We start from the raw sequence: 22,470 nt of genomic DNA on the forward strand, positions 1-22,470 counted from the left end.
TGAGAAGCGTCCATGGATAACCTCAAAGATTGCTTTGGTTTCAAGCATTGCGCCCTGTTCCTGGCGTTATGCAGCACCGGTGTGATGGTCGAAAGGGTCCAGGCCATGCAAATGGACCTGGGTGACTCCGACTGGAAACTGCGCTGGGACAACACCATCAAGTACAGCCAGGCCTGGCGCCTGCGAGGGCAGGACAGCCGCCTGACCAACGCCTCGACCGCCAACGGTCTGTACCCTTCGATCCAGAGCCAGGGCGACAAGAATTTCAGTCGCGGCCTGGTCTCCAATCGCCTGGACCTGTTTTCCGAAATGGACCTGAGCCGGCAAAACTATGGTCTGCGCGTGAGCGGCGCAGCCTGGTACGACGATATCTACAACCAGGACACCGACAGCAGCGAGCAGCCCCACTTCCTCAGCGAAACCCGCAAGCTCCACGGCCGTGATGCGGAAATTCTCGACGCCTTCGTGTTCCTGCGCGGTGACCTTGGCGAAGATTCCCAGGGCGTGGTGCGGGTAGGCCGGCACAGTCTCATCTACGGTGAAAGCCTGTTCTACGGCGGCAACGGAATCGCCAATGCCCAGGGACCGAGCGATGTGGTCAAGTTGCTCAGCGTGCCGGGGACCCAGTTCAAGGAGATCCTGCGGCCGGTCAATCAGATTTCCGGGCAGTTGCAGATCAACCCGCAGTTGTCGCTGGGGGCTTACTATCAGTTCGAGTGGGAGCGCTCCAACGTTCCCGGTGCCGGCAGCTACCTGAGCGATGTCGATGCCATTGGCTACGGTAGTGGTCCGTTGCGCGAAGTGTTTGGCAACGACACCGTCAATGCCGGTGACTTGAAGCCGCGCAATTCGGGGCAGGGCGGTATGCAGATCCGCTACAAGCCTGATGGGACCGAACTGGAGCTGGGTTTCTACGCCGCGCAGTACCACGACAAAGCCCCGAGTGGCCTGTACGCCTATCTCGACGGCGCCGCCTCGGCGGCCACTGGCTTGCCGATCCTGGGTTCCTATCGCCAGGTCTACGCCGAAGACATCAAGACCGCCGGCGTCAGTTTCTCCACTGCCCACGGGCCGTTCAACTTCGCCGGTGAAACCTCCGTGCGCTGGAACGCGCCGCTGGTCAGCAATCTGCAAGTGGTCGCGCCAGGCCTGGACGTCGATGGCGGTAACGATGAGCTGTTTGCCCGAGGCAAGACCGCCCACGCCAACCTGTCGGCGATTTACCTGTTGTCGCCCACCTCGTTCTGGGACGGCGGTTCCGCGCTGGCCGAACTGGCCTGGAACCGTACCTTGAGCGTCACCAAGAACGCGGCGGCCCTGGACTCCAATACCACCCGCGATGCCACGGCGTTGCGGGTACTGCTGGAACCGGCGTACTTCCAGGTGATCGACGGCATCGACCTGACCGTGCCGATTGGCATGGGCGTGGTACTCGATGGGCGTTCGTCGGCCGTCAGCAAGGCAGGCTTCGGCAACACCCACTCCGGTGACTGGAGCGTCGGGGTCAAGGCAACCTACCTGCAGCGTTGGGACGTTGGCCTGAACTACGTGAACTTCTTCGGCGCACCGAAAGCCGGGCTGCGCGAGGACGGCAATTTCAGTTACGGACAGTCGTTGGCCGACCGCGACTTCGTCTCGCTCTACGTGAAAACCTCATTCTAATAAGGTGGATTCGCCATGCAGAACAACACATTGCTCAACACCTGCCTCCTGACGCTGGCCCTGGCCGGGGTGAGCCTGGCCCAGGCGGCGGTGTCGCCTGAACAGGTGGCACGCTTGAAGACTGAACTCACGCCCCTCGGCGCCGAGCGCGCCGGTAACGCCGATGGCAGTATCCCGGCCTGGGACGGTGGCTACACCAAGGTTGTGGCCGGCTACAAACCGGGCGATAAGCGGCCCGATCCGTTTGCCAGCGACAAGCCGCTGTACTCGATCAAGGCGTCGAACATGGAGCAGTACGCCGGCCAACTGGCGGAAGGTACCAAGCTTTTGCTGAAGAAATACCCGGACTACCGACTGGACGTGTACCCCACTCATCGCTCGGCGGCGGCACCACAATGGGTGTATGACAACACCGCCAAGAACGCCGGCCGCGCCACGTTGGATGTCGGGACCGAGAAAGTCAGCGGTGCCTTCGGCGGCATTCCGTTCCCGATCCCGGACAACGGCACGCAGGTGTTGTGGAATTACCGCTTGTCCTGGCAGGGGGCCGAGACCATCAGTGCGCCGTTCGATACGTGGCTGATGACCGCTGGCGGCAAGAAAGTCCAGGCCACCCGTGCCCTGTTCAGCTACCAGTTTCCCTACTATTCCGAGAACGGTAGCCCGGAACAATTCGCTGGCAAGTACCAGGTCGGCAAGTTATTGACTGAGCTGCCGTCCTCCAAGGCCGGAGAAGGCCTGATGACTCATTGGGACCTGGACCCGGGCAACCGTGCGGCCTGGCAATACCTGGTCGGCCAGCGCCGAGTGCGGCGGGCGCCGAACATCGCCTATGACACGCCGGACTTCGTCACCTCTGGCGTTGGTCTGTTCGACGAAGCGTTCATGCTGTTCGGCCCCACCGACCGCTACGACCTGAAGCTGGCGGGCAAGAAAGAACTGATCGTTCCCTACAACAATAATCGCGCCGGCCTGGTCAAGAGCGACGAGCTGGTCAAGCCGAACTTCCTCAACCCTGACCTGGTGCGTTGGGAGAAGCATCGGGTCTGGGTGGTCGAGGCCACGCTCAAATCCGGCAAGCGCCATGTGGTGCCGCGTCGGACCTATTACATCGATGAGGATTCCTGGCAGATCCTGTTGGTCGACGGCTATGACGCCCAAGGCAAGTTGGGACGGCAGATGTATTCGCTGACGCTGTTGGCCCCGGACATGCCGGTGCTCACTTCACAGGTCATGTGGGGCAGCTACAACCTCGATACCGGCGCCTATTTCCTCAATTCGTCGAGCAATGACCTGGCGGTCCAGTACCAGAAGATCGCCACGCCTTCGGCGTCCTTCTACACCCCGGATGCCATGGCGAACGAAAACATGCGTTGAACCCTGGAGCACCGCGGCGGGTGAGAGGCTCGTCGCGGATGCTGGCGATTTTCGAAGTGGGAAAAGACATGAACGTTGAACAATGCTTTGCGAGTTTTGCCCGGCGCTGGGGAGCCTGTGTCCTGGCGTCGTGCCTGTTGGCCAATAGTGCCATCGCGGCACCGGCCACGACGTTCGCCGCGCTCCAGCAATCGGCCTTACCGACGGCCAAGGCACCGCGTGCGGTGTTGCTTGGCTTGACCCGGGCCGGGGAGCGTCTGGTGGCGGTCGGTGAGCGCGGCATTGTGTTGCTCTCGGACGATTCCGGAACGACCTGGCGCCAGGCCCGCGTGCCGGTCAGTGTCAGCCTGACGGCGGTGCAATTCGTCGATGCCGAGCAGGGTTGGGCGGTCGGTCATCTGGGCGTGGTGTTGCACACCCAGGACGGCGGGGAAACCTGGCAGAAGCAACTCGACGGTCAGCGTGCCATCGCCTTGGCGGTGCAGTTCGCTGAGCGCGATGTCAATCAACCCGACGGTACCAGCCACTTGGCGCAGGCACGGCGCATGCTCGATGACGGACCGGATAAACCGTTTCTCGACCTGTACTTCAGTGACCGCCTGCACGGCTACGTCGTGGGTGCCTACAACCAGATCTTCCGTACCGACGACGGCGGGCGAAGCTGGCAGCCGTGGATGCGGCATGTGGACAATCCCCAGGGCTTGAACCTGTATGGCATCCGCGCCGTGGGCAACGATCTGTGGTTGGTGGGTGAGCGCGGTTTGCTGTTGCGTTCGACCGACGCAGGGCAGTCATTCCAGGCCTTGAAGTCGCCGTATGAGGGCAGCTTCTTCGGTCTGCTCGGCACCCGCGACGGGGCCTTGGTGGTCTATGGCCTGCGCGGCAACGCCTGGTGGTCCGGGGATCGTGGCAACAGTTGGCGCCGCCTTGATACCGGTATCGAATCGACACTGGCGAGTGCCCTACAACTGCGCGACGGCGGCCTGTTGTTGGCCAGCCAGAGTGGTGAGCTTTTATTCAGCCATGACCAGGGGCGAAGCTTTGACAAGCGGCAGAGCCGCAGCGGCGGGACCCTCGCTGCCGTGCAACAGGCGGTCGACGGCAGCCTGACCAGTGTCGGCTTGACCGGCGTGGCCGCTGACCAGGATCCGCGGGCCGCAGGTCAACCTTGAAACTTCACGGTGTAGCGCTATCGGGCCACGGCTCGTGCAACAGGAGTCAAACTTGAAAGACGATAAAACTCAAACCGTGATCGGCCGCCAGGAAGACTTTGACCGGGCGTCTGGCAACTTCGCTGAGCGAGCGATCTTCAACCATCGACCGCTGGTGATCCTGCTATGCCTGCTGGTGACGTTGGTGCTCGGTTGGCAAGCCACGCGCATCGGCATCAATGCCAGCTACGAGAAGACCATTCCCACGGGGCATCCCTATGTCGCCAATTTCCTGGAGAATCGCAAGGAACTGAGCGGCCTGGGCAACTCGCTGCGCATCGCCGTGGAGGTCAAGCAGGGGAGCATTTTCACCAAGGACTACCTCGACACCCTGGCCAGGCTCAACGACGAGCTCTATCTGCTGCCGGGCGTCGACCGCCCCTACATGAAATCATTATGGACCCCGACCACGCGCTGGACCGCCGTGACCGAAGACGGGCTCGACGGCGGCACGGTGATCCCTGACGACTACGATGGCTCGGCCACCAGCCTCGAGCAGGTGCGAACCAACGTGGCCCGTTCCGGGGAAGTCGGTCAATTGGTCGCCGGCAACTTCAAGTCCAGCGTGATTTTCGTGCCGTTGCTGGAAATCAATCCGCAGACGGGCAAGGCGCTGGACTATGGCGAGTTTTCCCGACAACTGGAGGCGCTGCGAGACAAGTACCAGACCGATGACCTGCGGATTCATGTCACTGGCTTTACCAAGATTGTCGGCGACCTGATCGAGGGCATGACCCAGGTACTGCTGTTTTTCGTGGTGGCGGTGCTGGTGACGGTCTTGGTGCTGTTTGGCTACACCCGTTGCGCGCGAAGCACCTTGGTGGTGGTGATCTGTTCGCTGGCGGCGGTGCTTTGGCAACTGGGGTTGCTGGCGCTGCTCGGTTATGAACTGGACCCATACTCGGCCTTGGTGCCGTTCCTGGTGTTCGCCATTGGCATGAGCCATGGCGCGCAGAAGATGAACGGCATCATGCAGGACATCGGCCGTGGCACCCACCGGGTGGTCGCCGCGCGCTATACCTTCCGCCGACTGTTCGCCGCCGGCATCACCGCTTTGCTCTGCGATGCGGTGGGCTTCGCGGTGTTGCTGCTGATCAACATTCGGGTGATCCAGGACCTGGCAATCACCGCCAGCCTCGGGGTGGCGGTGCTGATTTTCACCAACCTGATCCTGCTGCCGATCCTGCTCAGCTATATCGGCGTCAGCCCGGCGGCGGCGCAGCGCAGCCTGAGTGCGGAAACCACCGAGCAACAGGCGCAGATCAAGCATCCCCTGTGGCGTGTGCTCGATTTGTTCACCCAGCGGCGCTGGGCCACGGGCGCCATGTTGACTGGCTTGCTGTTGGCCGCGTCTGGTTTTGCCGTGAGCCTGCACCTGAAAATCGGCGACCTGGACCCCGGCGCTCCAGAGTTGCGTGCCGACTCGCGTTACAACCGCGATGCGTTGTTCATGACCCAGAACTATGCGGCCAGCTCGGATATTTTCGTGGTCATGATCAAGACCCCCGAGGATCAATGCACCCGTTACGCCAGCTTGTCCGCGGTAGATGCGCTGGCCTGGCAACTGGAGCAATTGCCCGGCGTGGAATCGACCACCTCGATGGCCGCGCTGAGCAAGATCGCCACGGTCGGTTACAACGAAGGCAACTTCAAATGGTATGAACTGATCCCCAATGACGGCGCACTGGGGGCCGTGCAAACCCGTGCCCCGCGAGAACTGTTCAATCAGGGCTGCTCGATGCTGTCGCTGTACGTTTACCTGGCCGATCACAAGGCTGACACCTTGAACCGGGTGGTGGAGGCCAGTGAGCAGTTTATCGCCGGGCACCAGATGCCGGAGGTCAAGTTCATGCTCGCGGCCGGCAGTGCGGGTATCGAAGCGGCGACCAATATCGTGGTGAAGAAGTCCATGCGCGAGATGCTGTTCTGGGTCTATGGCGCGGTCAGTCTGCTATGCCTGGTGACCTTCCGCAGCTGGCGCGCAACCCTGTGCGCGATGCTGCCGCTGATGCTCACCTCGATCCTGTGCGAGGCGCTGATGGTGGGGCTGGGCATGGGGGTGAAAGTCGCGACGCTGCCGGTCATTGCACTGGGCGTGGGCATCGGGGTCGATTATGCGCTCTATGTGTTGAGCGTGATCCTGGCGCGAATGCGGGCCGGTGACACCTTGGCCCAGGCGTATTACCAGGCGCTTCTGTTCACCGGCAAAGTGGTGTTGTTGACGGGCATGACTTTGGCTGTGGCGGTGTCGACCTGGGCGTTCTCGCCGATCAAGTTTCAAGCTGATATGGGGATTTTGCTGGCCTTCATGTTCTTGGTGAACATGCTGGGAGCCTTGATCTTGCTGCCGGCGTTGGCTTGGTTGCTGTTGCCGCAGAGGGTGTTTTTAAAAAAGCCTGAGTTGAGTCGGCAGGGGCGGTGGGTTCGAGGGTGATGGGGGATATGGCACTGCGCAATACCTGCGTTAAGCCAGCGTGGTTAATGGGCCGCCGAGATCAACGCCCGCCGCGAGGTGGCCTGATAGCCGACCTGGTTCTTTGGTGATCGCGTTTCCTCTGTGGGAACGAGCTTGCTCGCGATGACGGTGGTTCAGTCACATGCATGTCGGGCTTGCTGGCCTCATCGCGAGCAAGCTCGCTCCCACAGGGTTTTGTATCGAATCTAGGTGTTGTGAACACATCACCATCCCCAGAACTGCAGCCACCAGCCATAACCCACCAGGCTGCTGGCCAAGACCAGGCAGGCCATGGCTGGCCATCGTCGGATCGGTGGAGTCTGCGCCTGCTGCAGGCGTTTGCAGCCCAGCCATAAACTCCAGGCTATCGCCGCTATCAGCAATACGGCCCGAGCCGGTTGTACCCATTCCAGCAGTAGACCTTCATAGCGCAGCAGCTTGACCGTGGTGGCCGACAAGCCGAGGAACAACCCTGCACCGCCAAGGGGCGTCAGGGTGATGGCTAAGGGCGGATATTGTGTGCTGTCACCCGAGAGGCGTGCCGCCAGGCGCATCAGCAGCATCAGCGAAGTGCCTATCAGTAGCGCACTCATGCCCAGGTACGCAACGATGCAAAAACCATCGAGCCAACTGAAACTGTCATTGAGTTGCGGATAGTGCGTCAACAGCCACCAGGGTGCATTGTCCTGGAGTGCCCAGAGCCAATCATGACCGACCAGCCATTGGGCCAGGCTTTGCTTGAGGTCGATGAACCATGGGCTGACAGTCCACTGGAAGGCGCCCATGGCCAGGCCGATGACACCGAACAACAGCAAGCGAACATCCCAGGGCGAGAGGGTGTTAGCCGTCGAGTGCAGGATTTCCTCGCTGCTGGAGCGGGCAATCAGGCGCACCGCATCGCGCTGGCCGCTGCAGCGACCACAGGCGTGGCAATCGGCGGCGCCACGCATGCGGCGGATGTCCAGCAAGGGCGCGCAGTTGGGAGGAGGGCGGCGCGGTGCGGGGTTTTTCAGCCAGCGTTGTTCGTCCACCTGAAAGTGCACCGGCGCCAAGCGAGCGAGCAGGGAAAAGACGCCGCTGACCGGGCACAGGTAGCGGCACCACACCCGCTTGCCCCGGGCGAACAACAGGCCGACGATCACCGCGGCGACGGTCGAGCCGCCCAGGATCAGCAACGCCGCCTGGGCGTAGTCGTAGACGCTGATCAGTTGACCGTAGAGGGTCGTCAGGCAGAACGCCAAGGTCGGCCAGCCAGCCCAGCGCAATCCGCGCGGCACCCCTAAGCCCTTGCCGTACTGGCTGGCCCATTCGCTCAAGGCGCCTTCCGGGCACAGCACGCCACACCAGAGCCGCCCGAACAACACGATCGACAGCAACACGAACGGCCACCACAGGCCCCAGAACAGAAACTGCGCCAGCAGCGTGAGATTGTCGAACAGGCGTGCCTGGCCGCTGGGCAATGGCAGCAGGGCCGGCACCACCAGCAGCACCGCGTAGAACAGTACCACTGCCCATTGCACGGCACGAATGGTTGCACCGTGGCGCCGCATGCCGTCGCCCAGGAGTTGGAGCCAGGGGTTCAGGTCGGGCATGGCAGGTTTTCCGTCTTGCGTGGCCGCAGCCAGCCCGCGACGACGCCCCAATAGCCCAGCCACACCAGCAGCGTCATCGCACTCGGGCTGGCCCGATACCCGGTGAAGTCCGCCAGGAACCCGCCGAAACCATGGCCGTCGTCGAGAATCGCGCTGCTGTCCCACAGCGCGTCGCCAATGGCGCGATACACCGCCTCGGGCCAATCCATCGCGAGCAGTTGCCCGCCGACCCGCTCGATACCGCTGACCAGCAACGCCGCCCCCAACAGCAGCAGGATCGCTTCGCTGATGGCAAAGAAACGCGGCCATGAGATGAATCGGCGGCTGCTGTGCAGCAACGAGACGGTCAGCAGCGACAGCACCAGCCCGGCCAGCGCGCCCGCAGCGAACAAGCCCAGTTGCGGCCCTTGCAGGCGCCCACCGGCACCATACAAGAACACCACGGTTTCACTGCCTTCGCGACTGACCGCCAGCAGGGCCAGCACCAACAGGCCCAGGCCGCCCTGGCGGCTCAGGCGCTGGTCGGCGTGGCGCGCCAGGTCATGCTTGAGCGTCCTTGCGTTTCGATGCATCCAGCCGACCATCTGCACGATCAGCAGGCTGGCGACCAGTGCCAGCGACGCTTGGAACCATTCATTGGCCGTCCCGCTCATGGCCTCGCCGGCCAGCAGGATCAGGCCGGCCAGCACGCCCGAAAGCAACAGGCCCAGCGCCGCGCCGGTCCATACATAGCGCAACAGCTGGCTGGCCTGGTGTTGCCGGCTGACCCAGGCCTGGAGAATCCCGATCACCAACAACGCCTCGACGCTTTCGCGCCATACAATGAACATCGATTGAGTCATGCAAATGCCTCCTGCAGACCAACTACTGCGCGAGAATCCCGCCCTCGGGCAGTTGCGGATTGAATTCGTCGAAAAACGGATAGTGCCCCGGGCGCAGTGGGTGGATGACCACGAAGGTCGTGACACCGGGCGAGAGCACTTTCTCGACGCGCAAAGGCGTGCTTTCGAACTCCGCCGGGCCTTGGCCGATGTTCTTCAGCACGATCTTGAAGCGTTGCCCGGCCGGTACTTCCAGTTGCGACGGCGTGAAATGCCCGTCGCGTATGCTCAGCTCGTAGGTCGGCAGTTCGGCATGGGCGATCGAGGGCAGCAGCAAACCGGCCAGCGTCAACCAGGCCAGGCGTCGATGAGGCGCGACGTGCCGTGGGCAGGATGAGCGGCGCATGCTCAGTACCCGCCTTTTTTACCGATCCCGGCATAGACGAATTCGTAATGCAGCTCGCAACGTTCGAACCATGGCGCCACGCCGGTTTCCTTGTCGGTATGACGGCCGAGGGAGCCATGGCCGCCAGGTGGCAGGAGGGTGAACGTCAGTTGATATTTGCCCGGGCCGAGCAGCTTGACGTTGTCGCCATAGTGCGGCCCGTCGTTGGCGACCATGGCGTGGAAGTCACCCTTGAGTTCGGTGTCGTTGCCTTGTTTCTTCAGTTGGAACGACACATTGAGGTAGGGCACGAAACTGCCTTCCTGGAAGCCCTGCTTATTGTCCGCCGTGGCGCGGATGTCGGCTTCCAGATGCACGTCGGAATCGGCAGTGGCGCGCATCATCCCGGCCGGGGCCATTTCAATCGGCTGCAAATACACCGCACCGACCTCCAGTCCCGGGCACAGTTGCGGTTCGCCGATGGGGTATTCCTTGGCCTGGGCCAGCGGTGCGAGAAACAGCAGGGCCAGAGGCAGAGTTGCAAGTGTGCGCATGATGACTTCCTGGTTGGCTAAATGATGGCGCCGAGTCTAGGAAGCTTTGCTGCGAATAATAATGATTCTTGTCAATTTTCAGCGCGAATTTTCCAACAACGAGTGACGACTCGTTCCTGCGCGGTTGTTCTTGATCGCGATCAAGGGGCACGGCGCCCCGACGCGGTAGGGTGCGGGTACACCCATCCGTTATACGGGGTCGTCATGGCAAAGCCCTTTCCCATCAGTCCCAAACATCCCGAGCGCATTTGCTGGGGGTGTGATCGCTACTGTCCGACCAGTGCGCTGGCCTGCGGCAACGGTGCCGATCGAACGATGCATCCGGCTGAGATGATTGGGGAGGATTGGTATCTGCACGGGGATTGGGGGTTGGAGCTGGTCGATATCACCGCCAAGGTCATCGATCCAAGCGCCACTCACCCGAAGGAATGAAATAACCTGTAGTGAGGGGCCCCCTGTGGCGAGGGAGCTTGCTCCCGCTCGGCTGCGAAGCAGTCGTAAACCGGCGGGTGGGGTGTGTCTGATGCTGCGCATTTGGCAGGTTTAGGGGCCGCTTCGCAGCCCAGCGGGAGCAAGCTCCCTCGCCACAATGGATCATACGCACCTTAGAGCTTCGGCAACTGCCCGATCCGCCCCATCATCTCGGTCACGATCTGCAAGTCCAACAGGAACTGCTCGACCGTCTTGAACTCGTTGTCGTTGTGACCGGTGTACTTGACGTCGGGCATGGCCAGGCCGAATTGCACGCCATTGGGCAAGTCATGAACCGAAGTGGCGCCGGCAGAGGTGCCGTATTTGTGTTCCATGCCCAGGTTTTCACTTGCCACGGCCAGCAGTGCCTTGACCCATTCCCCCTCGGGGTTGCGATACATCGGCTCGTCAATGGAATAGTCGAAGGCCACCGCGACGTGGGACTTCTTGCTCCAGGCGGCCAGTTTGTCGGCGATTTCAGTCTTGAGGGCTGCTGTGGTCTTGCCCACTGGCACTCGCAGGTTGACCGCCAACTTGAAGGTCTTCTCGTCCATGCCGACGTAGGTCAGGGACGCGGTCAGCGGGCCCATGAAAGCATCGGAAAAACCAATTCCCAGTTTGCTGCCCAGATAGTCCAGGCCCCAGTTGTCGGCGGCATAGCGGGCGGCGTCGGTGATGTGGTTGCGTTTGAGCGCGACCTTGCCGTCCAGGCCATGGATGAAGTCCAGCATCCTTGCCACCGGGTTGACGCCTGACTCGGGTTCGGAGGAGTGGGCGGACACGCCAGTGAAGGTCAGTTGGACATCCTTGCCGACAACCTGGCTGGCCACCTCGAAGTGACCGCCATTGCGCTTGGCATAGTCGGTACCGGCCTTGAGCAGGCTGGTAGCCAATTCGGCGGGCTTGTCGCTGGCGAAGGTGGCAACGGACGTCGACGGAATCTGATTGGTCGCCAGGCCGCCCGTCAGCGCGGTAATTTCTGCCCCCTTGCCCTGTGCAGCGCGTCGGGTGAAGTTCGCCATGACGGTGCCATAGCCTTTCTCGGCGATCACTACGGGGTAACCGCCATCCAGTGCCAGGTTGTAGTTGGGCGTCGGGTTGCGTTCAAAGTAATAGGGGATGGCGTCGCCAGTGGTTTCCTCGGTGGTGTCGACCAGCAGCTTGAAGTTGCGCGCCAGCGGCAGTTTCTCTTCCTTGATGATTTTCATGGCATAGAGCGCGACCACGATGCCGTTCTTGTCGTCCTCGGTACCGCGGCCATACATGCGGTCGCCCACCAGGGTGACCTTGAACGGGTCGAGGCGGGTGCCATCTTTCAACACCCAGTTTTCCGGCGTTACCGGCACCACGTCGGCATGGGCGTGAATGCCGACGACTTCGTCACCGCCGCCTTCGAGGGAAATCTCATAGACGCGGTTATCGATATTGCGGAAGTTGAGGTTGAACGCTTCGGCCAGGCTTTTGATCTTGTCGGCGATCTTGAGAAATTCCGGGTTCTCGTGCTGGGCGACGCCGTCCTTGCGAAAAGTCGGGATGGCGACCAGTTCCTTCAGCGTCTCGGTGGCCGCTTGGCCGTATTTCACTCGGGCATAGAGACCCAACAGGCGATGGATTTCATTCTGCTGTTCAGCGGAAAGGGTTTTGTTGCCTTGGAACGCGCTGATGGCCGGGCCGAGGTTGGCGGTTTTGCCCAGGTCGCTCTTGGCCACGTCGGCCAGGAACTGCCTGAAATCGGTGGCTGAGGTGTTGGAGAAGGTTTTGACGATGGCTGCGCCCTGTTGGGCGGTGATGTTGGCGAATGCTGGTGTGGTGATCGAAGCGAGGCTGGACAGCAGCAGGGTGGTCACTGCCAGATGTTTGAGCGAGAAGTCCATTGCTGGGCATTCCTTTGCAGGCGGTAGGAGACAAGTGTCTGATTTGATGACACAAACGCTTGCAACCTAACACCGCGAGGAAAGGGTGGGGGAGTCCTGCAGGAAAATCTGTCGCACAGCGAAGCAAAAACGGCGCAGAAATGAAAAATGGCGCAGGGCCATCAAACACCCGAAAACCCATGTGGCAGCGAGCTTGCTCGCGAAGGCGGCGATACATTCAGCCTCAATGCAAGCAGGCCCGCCGCTATCGCGAGCAAGCTCGCTGCCATAGGTGCGCATTGCTTAATGCGGTGCGCGGGGGATCGTCTTGAGCAGGTCTTCAGGGCTGATGTGGCCGACCACGGGCTGCGCCGTGCTGCCAGGTAACGGCAGGTCGAGGATGTGTCCCTTGATCTTGCCGACCACGTGCATTTCGCAGGGTTTGCAATCGAACTTCAACGTCAGCACTTCATCACCGTGTATCAGCTGCATCGGCGCCACCTTGGTGCGCACGCCAGTGACCCCCTTGGCCTGCTTGGGGCAGAGGTTGAACGAGAAGCGCAGGCAGTGCTTGGTGATCATCACCGGCACTTCTCCCGTTTCCTCGTGGGCCTCGAACGCCGCGTCGATCAGCTTGACGCCGTGACGATGATAGAAGTCCCGGGCCTTCTGGTTGTAGACGTTGGCCAGGAACGACAGGTGCGATTCCGGGTACACCGGCGGCGGGTTGGTCTCGGCCTTGCGGCCACCGCGTGGGTGGGCTTTGATGCGGGCGCTGGTCAGGGCCTCGATGGCTTCGCGGCGCAAGGCCTTGAGCTGCGAGTTGGGGACGAAGAACGCCTGGGGCGCATCCAGCTCGATCGCGGTGGCGTGGTATTCGGTGGTGCCCAGTTGGCCGAGCAGGTCGTGCAATTGCTCCAGGGCCTGTTCCGGCTTGTTGGCCTGGCCGAACGGTCCGTCCAGGGCGACGCTGGCGCTGATGCCTTCTTCGCTGGTGGCGGTCAGTTCCAGGCGCTCTTCGCGCAGGCGCGCAACCCAGGCCAGGCCGACGCGGCGCTCGGAGGAGGTCTTGAGCAACGCTTGCTGCCAGTTGTGGTCCAGGTTGCGGCTCAACGGGTGGTTGGGGCGCAACTGGTACATGCCGGCCGGCATCTCGTTGGGTTCGACACGGTAGCGGTAACGCTTCTGGCCGTCCTCTTCGAACTCACCCTTGGGCTCGGCGATGTTGGCGCGGAAACCGACGACTTCGCGCTTGACCAGCACATTGAGGCCGTCGCCGTTGGACAGCGGATCGAAGGTCACCACTTGCAGGTCACGTTTGCCGACTTTTTCCACCACGCCCACCGGCACGCCCGTAAAGGTCGGCGAATCGAAGGCGCCGATGTCGATCTTGCGTTCGCTGACGAAATAGTCGGTGCTGCCACGGTGGAATGTCTTGTCCGGGTCGGGGACGAAGAAGTGCGCGGTGCGGCCGCTGGACGCGCGGGCCAGGTCCGGACGGTCTTCGAGGACATCGTCCAGGCGCTGGCGGTAATAGGCGGTGATGTTCTTCACATAACCCATGTCCTTGTAGCGGCCTTCGATCTTGAATGAACGCACGCCGGCTTCGACCAGGGCGCGGATGTTGGCGCTCTGGTTGTTGTCTTTCATCGACAGCAGGTGTTTTTCGTAGGCGACCACCCGGCCCTGGTCGTCCTTGAGGGTGTAGGGCAGGCGGCAGGCCTGGGAGCAGTCGCCACGGTTGGCGCTGCGGCCGTTCTGGGCGTGGGAGATGTTGCACTGGCCGGAAAACGCTACGCACAGCGCGCCGTGGATGAAGAACTCGATGGCCGCCTCGGTCTCGTCGGCGATGGCGCGGATTTCCTGCAGGTTCAGCTCACGGGCCAAGACCAGTTGCGAGAAACCGGCCTGGTCGAGGAACTTCGCTCGGGCCAGGGTACGGATGTCGGTCTGGGTGCTGGCGTGCAGCTCGATGGGTGGAATATCCAGCTCCATCACCCCCAGGTCCTGGACGATCAGCGCATCGACGCCGGCATCGTACAACTGGTGGATCAGTTGGCGGGCTGGCTCCAACTCATTGTCGTGCAGGATGGTGTTGATGGTGGTGAACACACGGGCGTGGTAGCGATGGGCGAACTCCACCAGCCGGGCAATATCGCCCACTTCGTTGCAGGCGTTGTGACGTGCGCCGAAACTCGGGCCACCGATGTACACGGCGTCGGCGCCATGCAGGATGGCCTCGCGGGCGATGGTCACGTCGCGGGCGGGGCTGAGCAATTCCAGATGATGTTTGGGCAAGGACATTTGTTTTTAGTCAGGCTGGTCACGGTCGAAGCGAGCATTGTAGCCGCCAGGCGCCTTGCAGGCACCTGTGGACTTGGGTTAGCACGACCTTGACCGATACGCGGCGGTCCTGCTGGGGTCACCCAGGCGTCGAGCCGGCGCTGCACCAGCGGTTGCGCCCGGTGTTCTTGGCCAGGTACAGGAAGGCGTCCGCGGCCCTGATCAGCATGGCCGGGGTGACGTCCTCGCCGCTCGGCTGGCAGGTGGTGACGCCCGCGCTGATGGTCACGATGCCCAAGGGATGGTCGCCATGTTCAATGTTCAAGGCCCTGACCGCTTCGAGGATTTGCTGCACGACCCTGGTGGCGCCGGCGCTGTCGGTGTTTGGCAGCAGCACGGTGAACTCTTCACCGCCGTAGCGGACAGCCAGGTCGCCCGGCCGCTTGATGGTCTGCCTGAGCGCGGCTGCAATCGCCCGCAGGCAATCGTCCCCGGCGGCATGGCCGTATCTGTCGTTGAAACGCTTGAAGTAATCGACGTCGAGCATGATCAGGGCCAGGGACGAACCCTGGCGCCTGGCCAGGCGGATCTCATCGGCCAGGGCGATGTCCAGGCGCCTGCGGTTGCCCAGCCCGGTCAGGCTGTCGGTCAGCGCCATGTCGCGCATGGCCTGGTGGGCGCTGCGAATCTGCTTCTCCATGGCCATGCGGTAGCGCAGTTGGCTCAACACGATGAGCCCGAAGCCCACCAGTATCGCGATCAGGAAAATCAGCACCAAACCGGTCTTGAACAGGTCGCGGCGCCAGGGCGCGATGATCGATTCGCGGGACAAGCCGGCTTCCACCACCAGCGGGTAAGTGGTCAGCGCCCGGTAGCCGTATAGGCGCTCGGTGTCGTCGACGACGGCCTTGGCTTCGGCAACCCCTTGGTTGGAGGTGGGTAAATGTTCTCTGAAAATCACGCTGTTAACCAGGCTCTTGCCAATCACCGAAGCGACGAAGGGACGTCGGACCAGGATCGTTCCGCTGCGCTTGGCCAGGACCAGCGCGCCTTTGCCATCGATTTTGAAGTCGCCGTAGTAGTCGACGAAATAGCTCACCTTAACTGTTCCCAGCAATACGCCGGCAAACGAGCCATCGGGGTTGTTCAGGCGGCGGGAAATGGGAATGATCAGGTCATTGGTGGAACGGCTCTTGACGACGTCACCGATGCGCACGCCTTGATCCTTGTGGGTGCGGTGGTATTGGAAGTAGTCGCGGTCGGCGTTGTTCGCCATTTCCGGGATCGTCTCCTTGTCCGTCGCCAGCCATTGGCCGTCCGGGCCATAGATAAACAACCCGTGCAGTTGCGGCATGATGGCGGCCTGCTGCACCAATAGTTTATGGATGCGCGGGATATCCATGTTCTGCAGGCCATCGCCCTCCACTCGTTCGGCGAGGGCGGCGGTGACCACATCCACTTGTCGAATGGTGTCTTCAGCGTGCTGGGCCGTCGCCCGCGCCAGGTTCGTCACTGAATCCCGGGCAGATGCAAAAGCGGCGCGGTAGTCGCGCCAGGTCCGCCAGCCTTCGACGGCCAGGAAGGCCACAACCACCACCAGCATGAAGCTCACGGTGAGCCGCAACGCCGCTCCGGCCTGGGCGCTCTGGGGAGAAAAGACCTCATCAGTGTTTTCAATCTTTGGCTCTGGCCGTTTGCGTCCGAGCATCAACATTTCCTTTTACGACGGGCCTGCACACTATTGATGCGCAGCCTATCTTATTCGATTTCAGCACGTTAGCTTGCTACGACGAGGCAGGTACAACCGGCGACACACGATTGGGGAGAGAGGTTTCATGAAAGTTGGCGTCATTTCCGACACCCATGGTCTGCTCCGCCCGCAAGCGCTGGCAGCATTGCAGGGGTGTGAGCGTATCATCCATGCCGGTGACATCGGCAGCCCCGAGATCCTGGATCAATTGGCGTCGATTGCGCCATTGCACATGGTGCGCGGCAATAACGACCTGGGGGCCGATTGGGCCGGGCCGCTTGCTGACCGCCTGCAATTCGACCTGTGTGGATGGCAGGTCTTGCTGGTTCACGACATTGCCGATGTACAGGACTCGCTCGACCCGGGCGTGAACTGGGTGATCAGCGGCCATTCCCACAAGCCGGGCATCGAATGGCGTGGCGACCGGCTGTACCTGAACCCTGGCAGCGCCGGCCGGCGGCGGTTTACGCTGCCGGTGACGCTGGCGTTGGTCGAGGTGAGCGCTGGCGCGATCGAGCCGCGGCTGGTCCAGTTGCTGGAGTGATGGACACGCTTACTTGAAGTATTTGTCGACGTAGGACTGGATTTCCTTGCGCATGAAGCGCCCGGATTCATCCGCCCGCTCTTCCCAGCCGAACACGCACGCGGTGACGATGCCGTCGAAGCCGGTCTTGGCCAGCTCACTGAAGAACAGGTCCCAGTCGATCTCGCCCTGGTGCATGTCCATATGCTGGTGGACGGTGACCTTGGCGCCGGGCGGGTTGACGATGTAGCGCAGGCCGGACGAGGCCTTGTGATTGTAGGTGTCGGCGATGTGGACATGGGCGATCATCGACCCGGCCTCGGTGATCATGGCTTTCATGTCATCGCCGAAATAGAAGGTGTGCGGCGTGCAATAGAGGAACTTGACGTTGTTCGAACCGAGGGTCTTGAGCATGTCGAGGGCCGGGTGCAGTGTCTCGCACCAGTCCTCCGGGTGAGGTTCGACGTTCAGCGTGACGCCTTCTGCCTCCAGGACAGGCACCAGTTCTTCCATCGAACGCCACCAGGCCGCTTCGCTCGATTCGTGGCTGTGCACACCACCGCAGCAACTGACTTTATGCCCGCGATCAGGCGACGGCCCACGGCCGAACTCCGAGTTCATCGTCGTGCAACCCATTTCCACGGCGATCTGGATGGCCTCCTTCCAGTAGTTCACCGCTGCCCGGCGTTCGTCTTCGTGGGGGCTGGCCCAGCGATACATCGGCAGCAGCGAGGCCAGTTGCAGATCGTGATCGCGCAGGGCTTTCTTGAACTCGGCGATGCGTTCCTTGTGGGCGCGGGGGCGAACCCACCAGGGCAGGAAATCTTCCCGTGGCGACAGTTCGAGGTATTCGAAACCGAGCTCGGCAGTCTTGCGGCACAGGTCCGGCAGGCTCAGGTGGCGATGCATGTAGGGGTCGAGGGCGATTTTCATTGTTGTTCTCCTTAGGAACGCTCATTACCCGTGGCGAGGGAGCTTGCTCCCGCTGGACTGCGCAGCAGTCCCAAGACGGGGCCGCTTCGCAGCCCAGCGGGAGCAAGCTCCCTCGCCACAGGGTTATTTGACTGACGGGTGTCGGGTCAATAGGCGACCCAAGCAGCATCCTGGTTGGCCGATTCCACGCAGCGTTCGATCCAACGCACGCCTTCCACGCCGACGTCGATGTCGGGGTAGCGCAGGGCGGCCAGCACCTCGCTGTCACCGCGGTTCGCTGCATCCATGGCCAGGGCGAAGCGGCGATAGAGATTGGACCAGGCTTCGAACAGCCCTTCGGGGTGGCCACCACCGATGCGGTCGTCCTGCAGCGCGTCGGCGTGCAGGTAGCCCATGCCGCGTTCCAGGGTCTGCGCAGGTTGGCCCTGGATCTCGAAGCTCAACTGGTTGGGCCGCTCGTCCCACCATTCAAGGCTGGCCCGGGAGCCGATCACGCGGATTTTCTGCCCGTGCATGGAACCGGCATTCACAGCGCTGGACCAGACCATGCCCATGGCGCCGCCTTCGTACTCCATCAAGGTGTAGGCGTTGTCTTCCAGCGGTGCGCGACTGGCGACGAAGCTTTGCCGGCTGCACATCAAGCGTTTGATCTTGAGATCGGGCAACATCACCTTGGACAAATACAGCGGGTGCGTACCGACATCCCCCAGTACATAGCTGGGCCCGGCCTGGCGCGGGTCGACGCGCCACTGGGTGGCCTGGTTCTGCGCCTCCACCGGGGCGCAGTGAAAACCATGGGCAAACTGCATGTGCACCATGCGGATCTCGCCCAGTGCCTGCGCCGCGATCATCGCCCGGGCCTGCTCGATCAACTGGTGCCCGGCATAGCCGTAGGTCAAGCCAACGATGCGTCCCTTGGCGTGCGCCAGGGTGCGCAGCGCCTCGGCCTGCTCGAGGGTAAAGCACAGCGGCTTTTCGCAGACCACATGCAGCCCTGCTTCCAGGGCGGCGCGGGTGATGGCGTAGTGGGTGCCGTTGGGCGTGGCGATTGACACCGCTTCAATCCCGTCGGGACGTTGTGCTTCCAGCTCGAACAGGCTGAGGTAGTCCGGATAGCAACGCTGGGGGTCGATACCCAGTTGCTCGCCAAAGGCTCGGCCACGGGCTGGATCGATATCCAGCGCCGCGGCAACCAACTCGAAATTCCGGTCGCGCAGGGCGGCCGAGCGATGGATGTAGCCGATCTGGCTGTGCTCGCCGCCACCGACCATGGCCCAACGGATGGGCCGCGTGATTGTTTTGCTGCCGTTGATCATGACGTTGTCCTTGTGTGATCAGAAACCGATGCGGGCCAGGTAGGCGCGGCTGGCGGCCACGTCGTCGAGGCTGCTCCCGGCGTTGCGTGGGTCACGCTCCTGTTCGACGGTGATGCAACCCACATAACCCAGTTCATGCACGAGGCTGTGCAGCGCCGGGTAATCGATGACGCCCCGCCCGATGGGGCACATCACGCCCCGGGCGCAAGCGTCGAAGAAGCGGATGCGTTCGTTCAGCACCTGGTCGAACACCGCCGGGTCGATGTCCTTGAAGTGCAGGTAGTCCAGGCGATGGGCGTAGGTGCGCAGCGACGCGACCGGGTCCATGCCCGCGTAATAGAGATGCCCGGTGTCCAGGCACAACCCGGCGACTTCATCGGGAATGTCGTCCACCAGGCGCGCCAACTCGTCGGCGAACTCGATGTAGCCACCGGCGTGGGGATGGATGACGGCGCGGATGCCGTATTGATGCCAGGCGATGTCAGCGATGGCGCGGATGTGCGCCATCATCGTGTTCCAGCGAGCATCGTCCAGGCGTGGGGCACGGTCCGAGTGACCGGCTGCGTAGTCGCGCGCCTCGTGGCCCCAGTCGATGATCACCAGGTACGGCCCGGCGAAGCGTTGGCCGAGCTGTTTTTCCATGGGGGGCAACTGCCTGAGCAACGTGCAGATGTCGTGGGCCTGGCGCAGCAGTCCAGGCAGGTTGGCGGGGTTGACCAAGTCGTCGAAGATCGTCCCGGCAACCACGTGCAGGTCGTGTTCGGACAAGGCCGGGCCTACGTCTTCGGCGTCCAGGGGCAAGTAACCATAAGGCCCCAGCTCAATGCCGCGATAACCGGCCTCGGCGGCTTCGCCAAGTACCCGGCGCCACGGTGGCAGGAACGGGTTCTTGACGTCATCGACGCCCCAACAGCAGGGCGCTGTACAGATGTGAATGGCCATGGAAGCTCTCCGGCTGTGTTTATTGTTATGGGCTGGACTTGATGCTATTGCGTTGCTGGGGAGGGGGCCATGGGGCGTTGGCTTAATCTGTCAAAACCCCTCATGATGCCGGGCAGAGGTGTCAAAACATGTCAGAAAAGCCACGCCGAATGCTTCGCCCCACCATGGCTGATGTCGCCCGGGAGGCCGGGGTCAGCTTGTCTACCGTCGACCGGGTGTTGAACCTGCGCGCCGATGTGCGCGCCGATACCGCCCAACGTATTGCCGCGGCGGCCGCGCGGTTGGGGTTTCATGCCAAGGGCGTTATCGAGCAGCGGGTGCTCAACGACCGCCCGACCTTGCGGCTTGGCTTTCTGTTGCAGAAAAGCGGCGTACCTTTTTACCAGGGGCTGGCCCATGCGTTGTCGAACGCTGCCGCGACCTGCACGCGAGCACGGATTCGCGTGGTCATCGGCTACTTGGACGACCTCGATCCGGTCATCGTGGCGCAACGTATCCTGGCCCTGCGCGATCAAGTGGACGGCCTGGGCGTGGTGGCGGTGGATCATCCCCGGGTCCGGGAGGCGGTTGCGCAATTGCGCGAGACAGGGGTTTCGGTGGTAGCGCTGCTGTCGGAGCTGTCCAGCGCCAGCGGCACGGGGTATGTCGGGTTGGACAATCGACTCACGGGCCGCACGGCAGGTTGGTTCATCAGCCGTCTGGCGAGTCGACCCGGGGCGGCGGCCGTCATGCTCAGCAGCCAGCGTTTCCAGTGCCAGGAATTGTGTGAGCTGAGCTTTCACAGTTATCTGGCCGAGCACTCCAGCGAATGGGAGCTGCTCGCGTCGCGCCTGACGCTGGAGGACGATGAGTTCGCGTATGGCAACACGCTGGATTTGCTCACCGCAGAGCCTGACCTGGTAGGGCTTTATGTGGCCGGTGGTGGCATCGCCGGCGTATTGCGGGCCTTGCGCAGCCTCCAGAAACAGAAGATTCGCTTGCCTGTGGTGGTGTGCCATGACCTGACGCCGTTGACACGCGAGGCGTTGAAGACGGGGCTGGTCCAGGCGGTGCTGTCTCATCCCGTCGTGACCATGGCCGAACAGGCAGTCGAAGCCCTGGTCGAGGCAGCGACTGCCACCTCGCCAGGCTCGGCGCCGAGGCGGGTGGTGCCGCTTCAGATCGATGTGCCGGAAAGCACCTGAATGTTTGATGCATTCTCAGCCGCCGCTTTCGCGAACAGGCTGGTTCCGTCGGCTCCTGGGTATTAAGCCTCTTGGCCTGCTTGAGCCTCTGTCAGGGTCGGATAGTCCGTATAACCCCGCTCGTCGCCCTGGTAGAACGTCGATGCGTCAGGGGCGTTCAGCGCCTGGCCCCGTTTGAAACGCTCCACCAGGTCCGGGTTCGCCAGAAACGGCGTGCCGAATGCCACCAGGTCGGCTTCTCCACGGCTGATGGCAGTGGCCGCGCGTTCGGCGCTGTAGCCGCCATTGGCGATGTACGGCCCGCCAAAGCGGCGCTTGAGTTCCAGGAAGTCGAACGGGCCTTCGCCCAACTCCACAATGTGCAGGTAAGCCAGGCCATAGCGGCTGAGCATTCTGGCGGTGTAGTCGAAGGTCGCTTGCGGGTTGCTGTCGCTCATCGAGAAGTAACTGAAGATCGGCGACAGGCGAACACCGACACGGCTGGCGCCGAAGACTTCAATCACCGACTCGACCACCTCCTTGAGGAAACGGGCACGGTTCTCGATCGAGCCGCCGTAGGCATCGGTCCGTTGGTTGGTGCCATCACGCAGGAACTGGTCGATCAGGTAGCCGTTGGCGCCATGAATTTCCACGCCGTCGAAGCCGGCCAGCTTCGCGTTGGCCGCGGCCTGGCGGAAGTCGGCGACCACACCGGGGATTTCATCGAGCTCCAGGGCCCGTGGCAGCTCATAGGGCTTGAGACCTTCGGCGGTGTAGATCTCGCCATCGGCCTTGATTGCCGAAGGGGCTACGGGTTGGGCGCCGTTGACCTGCACCAGCGGATGAGAAAGACGGCCTACGTGCCAGAGCTGCAGAAAGATCTGTCCGCCCTCGGCATGAACTGCGTCGGTCACCTGTTTCCAGCCGGTGATTTGCTCAGGGGTAAAGATCCCTGGCGTTCTCAGGTAACCCTTGCCCTGGGCCGACACCTGGGAACCTTCGCTGACGATCAGGCCGGCGCTGGCCCGTTGGCTGTAGTACTCGGCCATCAGGGGCGTGGCGGCGTCACCGGCACCTGCCCGGCTGCGGGTCATGGGGGCCATGATCATGCGGTTTTTCAGGGACAGCTTGCCGACCTGGGCGCGGGACAGCAGCAGGTCGAGACCGATGTTGGTCATG

At 62.3% G+C, this 22,470-nt stretch carries 18 protein-coding genes; 7 read left to right on the forward strand and 11 right to left on the reverse strand.

The features are described 5' to 3' along the window. Window positions 1-12: 12 nt before the first annotated feature. The 4 genes from BLU76_RS06720 to BLU76_RS06735 all read left to right on the forward strand — a co-directional run bounded on the left by BLU76_RS06720 (window position 13) and on the right by BLU76_RS06735 (window position 6,684). Window positions 13-1,662 carry a DUF1302 domain-containing protein gene (locus tag BLU76_RS06720; protein WP_092222126.1) on the forward strand — a complete coding sequence of 550 codons (1,650 nt, stop codon included), beginning with the start codon at window positions 13-15 and terminating at the stop codon, window positions 1,660-1,662. Window positions 1,663-1,677: 15 nt separating this feature from the next. Then, complete coding sequence (locus tag BLU76_RS06725; protein WP_092222128.1) at window positions 1,678-3,039, forward strand: DUF1329 domain-containing protein; 1,362 nt, start codon at window positions 1,678-1,680, stop codon at window positions 3,037-3,039. A 68-nt stretch (window positions 3,040-3,107) separates the two neighbouring features. Beyond that, window positions 3,108-4,211: a WD40/YVTN/BNR-like repeat-containing protein gene (locus tag BLU76_RS06730; protein WP_063325091.1), complete on the forward strand. Its 1,104-nt coding sequence runs from the start codon at window positions 3,108-3,110 to the stop codon at window positions 4,209-4,211. Between the two features lie 52 nt (window positions 4,212-4,263). Continuing rightward, window positions 4,264-6,684 (forward strand): efflux RND transporter permease subunit, encoded by a 2,421-nt coding sequence (locus tag BLU76_RS06735; protein WP_063321431.1) that lies wholly within the window; start codon window positions 4,264-4,266, stop codon window positions 6,682-6,684. A 245-nt stretch (window positions 6,685-6,929) separates the two neighbouring features. On the opposite strand, the gene BLU76_RS06740 is transcribed toward BLU76_RS06735, so the two are convergent. Genes BLU76_RS06740 through BLU76_RS06755 form a run of 4 tightly spaced genes read right to left on the reverse strand, consistent with a single transcriptional unit; the run spans window position 6,930 to window position 10,057 of the window. Next, window positions 6,930-8,297 (reverse strand): 4Fe-4S binding protein, encoded by a 1,368-nt coding sequence (locus BLU76_RS06740; RefSeq protein ID WP_092222130.1) that lies wholly within the window; start codon window positions 8,295-8,297, stop codon window positions 6,930-6,932. Then, complete coding sequence (locus BLU76_RS06745) at window positions 8,285-9,139, reverse strand: FTR1 family iron permease (RefSeq protein WP_092222132.1); 855 nt, start codon at window positions 9,137-9,139, stop codon at window positions 8,285-8,287. Before BLU76_RS06745 ends, BLU76_RS06740 begins: the two co-directional genes overlap by 13 nt. Window positions 9,140-9,161: 22 nt before the next feature. Then, window positions 9,162-9,524: a cupredoxin domain-containing protein gene (locus BLU76_RS06750; protein ID WP_092222134.1), complete on the reverse strand. Its 363-nt coding sequence runs from the start codon at window positions 9,522-9,524 to the stop codon at window positions 9,162-9,164. A gap of 2 nt (window positions 9,525-9,526) precedes the next feature. Further along, a complete protein-coding gene (locus BLU76_RS06755) occupies window positions 9,527-10,057 on the reverse strand; it encodes an iron transporter (RefSeq protein WP_063321427.1) in 531 nt (176 codons plus the stop codon). A gap of 204 nt (window positions 10,058-10,261) precedes the next feature. Between BLU76_RS06755 and BLU76_RS06760 the strand changes: the two genes are divergently transcribed. Beyond that, window positions 10,262-10,489 carry a DUF3079 domain-containing protein gene (locus tag BLU76_RS06760; protein WP_027911723.1) on the forward strand — a complete coding sequence of 76 codons (228 nt, stop codon included), beginning with the start codon at window positions 10,262-10,264 and terminating at the stop codon, window positions 10,487-10,489. Between the two features lie 173 nt (window positions 10,490-10,662). On the opposite strand, the gene BLU76_RS06765 is transcribed toward BLU76_RS06760, so the two are convergent. From BLU76_RS06765 to BLU76_RS06780, 3 genes are all read right to left on the reverse strand, one after another. Further along, entirely contained in the window at window positions 10,663-12,402 is a 1,740-nt protein-coding gene (locus tag BLU76_RS06765; RefSeq protein WP_092222136.1) for a dipeptidase, read from the reverse strand. 282 nt (window positions 12,403-12,684) lie between these two features. Continuing rightward, complete coding sequence (locus tag BLU76_RS06775; protein WP_092222137.1) at window positions 12,685-14,685, reverse strand: peptidase U32 family protein; 2,001 nt, start codon at window positions 14,683-14,685, stop codon at window positions 12,685-12,687. A gap of 118 nt (window positions 14,686-14,803) precedes the next feature. Continuing rightward, entirely contained in the window at window positions 14,804-16,372 is a 1,569-nt protein-coding gene (locus BLU76_RS06780; RefSeq protein WP_092141343.1) for a sensor domain-containing diguanylate cyclase, read from the reverse strand. A gap of 127 nt (window positions 16,373-16,499) precedes the next feature. Here BLU76_RS06780 and BLU76_RS06785 point away from each other — a divergent pair, with 127 nt between their 5' ends. Continuing rightward, on the forward strand, window positions 16,500-16,958 hold the full coding sequence (locus BLU76_RS06785; protein ID WP_092141340.1) for a metallophosphoesterase family protein: 459 nt from the start codon (window positions 16,500-16,502) through the stop codon (window positions 16,956-16,958). A 9-nt stretch (window positions 16,959-16,967) separates the two neighbouring features. Here the strand turns inward: BLU76_RS06785 and BLU76_RS06790 are convergent, their stop codons facing one another. The 3 genes from BLU76_RS06790 to BLU76_RS06800 form a co-directional block, all read right to left on the reverse strand. Continuing rightward, complete coding sequence (locus tag BLU76_RS06790; protein ID WP_092141337.1) at window positions 16,968-17,870, reverse strand: sugar phosphate isomerase/epimerase family protein; 903 nt, start codon at window positions 17,868-17,870, stop codon at window positions 16,968-16,970. Window positions 17,871-18,016: 146 nt separating this feature from the next. After that, window positions 18,017-19,186 (reverse strand): Gfo/Idh/MocA family protein, encoded by a 1,170-nt coding sequence (locus BLU76_RS06795; RefSeq protein ID WP_092141334.1) that lies wholly within the window; start codon window positions 19,184-19,186, stop codon window positions 18,017-18,019. A gap of 18 nt (window positions 19,187-19,204) precedes the next feature. Continuing rightward, window positions 19,205-20,128 carry a TIM barrel protein gene (locus tag BLU76_RS06800; protein WP_092222138.1) on the reverse strand — a complete coding sequence of 308 codons (924 nt, stop codon included), beginning with the start codon at window positions 20,126-20,128 and terminating at the stop codon, window positions 19,205-19,207. Window positions 20,129-20,256: 128 nt separating this feature from the next. Between BLU76_RS06800 and BLU76_RS06805 the strand changes: the two genes are divergently transcribed. Then, window positions 20,257-21,312 carry a LacI family DNA-binding transcriptional regulator gene (locus BLU76_RS06805; RefSeq protein WP_092222140.1) on the forward strand — a complete coding sequence of 352 codons (1,056 nt, stop codon included), beginning with the start codon at window positions 20,257-20,259 and terminating at the stop codon, window positions 21,310-21,312. A gap of 62 nt (window positions 21,313-21,374) precedes the next feature. On the opposite strand, the gene BLU76_RS06810 is transcribed toward BLU76_RS06805, so the two are convergent. Continuing rightward, window positions 21,375-22,469 carry an alkene reductase gene (locus BLU76_RS06810; RefSeq protein WP_092141325.1) on the reverse strand — a complete coding sequence of 365 codons (1,095 nt, stop codon included), beginning with the start codon at window positions 22,467-22,469 and terminating at the stop codon, window positions 21,375-21,377. Window position 22,470 lies beyond the last annotated feature (1 nt).

This window comes from Pseudomonas sp. NFACC08-1 (assembly GCF_900106735.1).
GTDB lineage: Bacteria > Pseudomonadota > Gammaproteobacteria > Pseudomonadales > Pseudomonadaceae > Aquipseudomonas > Aquipseudomonas fluorescens_Q.

Coding starts and splice junctions, on each gene's coding strand:
- BLU76_RS06720 (WP_092222126.1), top strand. CDS start 13: ATGGATAACCTCAAAGATTGCTTTGGTTTCAAGCATTGCGCCCTGTTC.
- BLU76_RS06725 (WP_092222128.1), top strand. CDS start 1,678: ATGCAGAACAACACATTGCTCAACACCTGCCTCCTGACGCTGGCCCTG.
- BLU76_RS06730 (WP_063325091.1), top strand. CDS start 3,108: ATGAACGTTGAACAATGCTTTGCGAGTTTTGCCCGGCGCTGGGGAGCC.
- BLU76_RS06740 (WP_092222130.1), bottom strand. CDS start 8,297: ATGCCCGACCTGAACCCCTGGCTCCAACTCCTGGGCGACGGCATGCGG.
- BLU76_RS06745 (WP_092222132.1), bottom strand. CDS start 9,139: ATGACTCAATCGATGTTCATTGTATGGCGCGAAAGCGTCGAGGCGTTG.
- BLU76_RS06750 (WP_092222134.1), bottom strand. CDS start 9,524: ATGCGCCGCTCATCCTGCCCACGGCACGTCGCGCCTCATCGACGCCTG.
- BLU76_RS06755 (WP_063321427.1), bottom strand. CDS start 10,057: ATGCGCACACTTGCAACTCTGCCTCTGGCCCTGCTGTTTCTCGCACCG.
- BLU76_RS06760 (WP_027911723.1), top strand. CDS start 10,262: ATGGCAAAGCCCTTTCCCATCAGTCCCAAACATCCCGAGCGCATTTGC.
- BLU76_RS06765 (WP_092222136.1), bottom strand. CDS start 12,402: ATGGACTTCTCGCTCAAACATCTGGCAGTGACCACCCTGCTGCTGTCC.
- BLU76_RS06775 (WP_092222137.1), bottom strand. CDS start 14,685: ATGTCCTTGCCCAAACATCATCTGGAATTGCTCAGCCCCGCCCGCGAC.
- BLU76_RS06780 (WP_092141343.1), bottom strand. CDS start 16,372: ATGCTCGGACGCAAACGGCCAGAGCCAAAGATTGAAAACACTGATGAG.
- BLU76_RS06785 (WP_092141340.1), top strand. CDS start 16,500: ATGAAAGTTGGCGTCATTTCCGACACCCATGGTCTGCTCCGCCCGCAA.
- BLU76_RS06790 (WP_092141337.1), bottom strand. CDS start 17,870: ATGAAAATCGCCCTCGACCCCTACATGCATCGCCACCTGAGCCTGCCG.
- BLU76_RS06795 (WP_092141334.1), bottom strand. CDS start 19,186: ATGATCAACGGCAGCAAAACAATCACGCGGCCCATCCGTTGGGCCATG.
- BLU76_RS06800 (WP_092222138.1), bottom strand. CDS start 20,128: ATGGCCATTCACATCTGTACAGCGCCCTGCTGTTGGGGCGTCGATGAC.
- BLU76_RS06805 (WP_092222140.1), top strand. CDS start 20,257: ATGTCAGAAAAGCCACGCCGAATGCTTCGCCCCACCATGGCTGATGTC.
- BLU76_RS06810 (WP_092141325.1), bottom strand. CDS start 22,469: ATGACCAACATCGGTCTCGACCTGCTGCTGTCCCGCGCCCAGGTCGGC.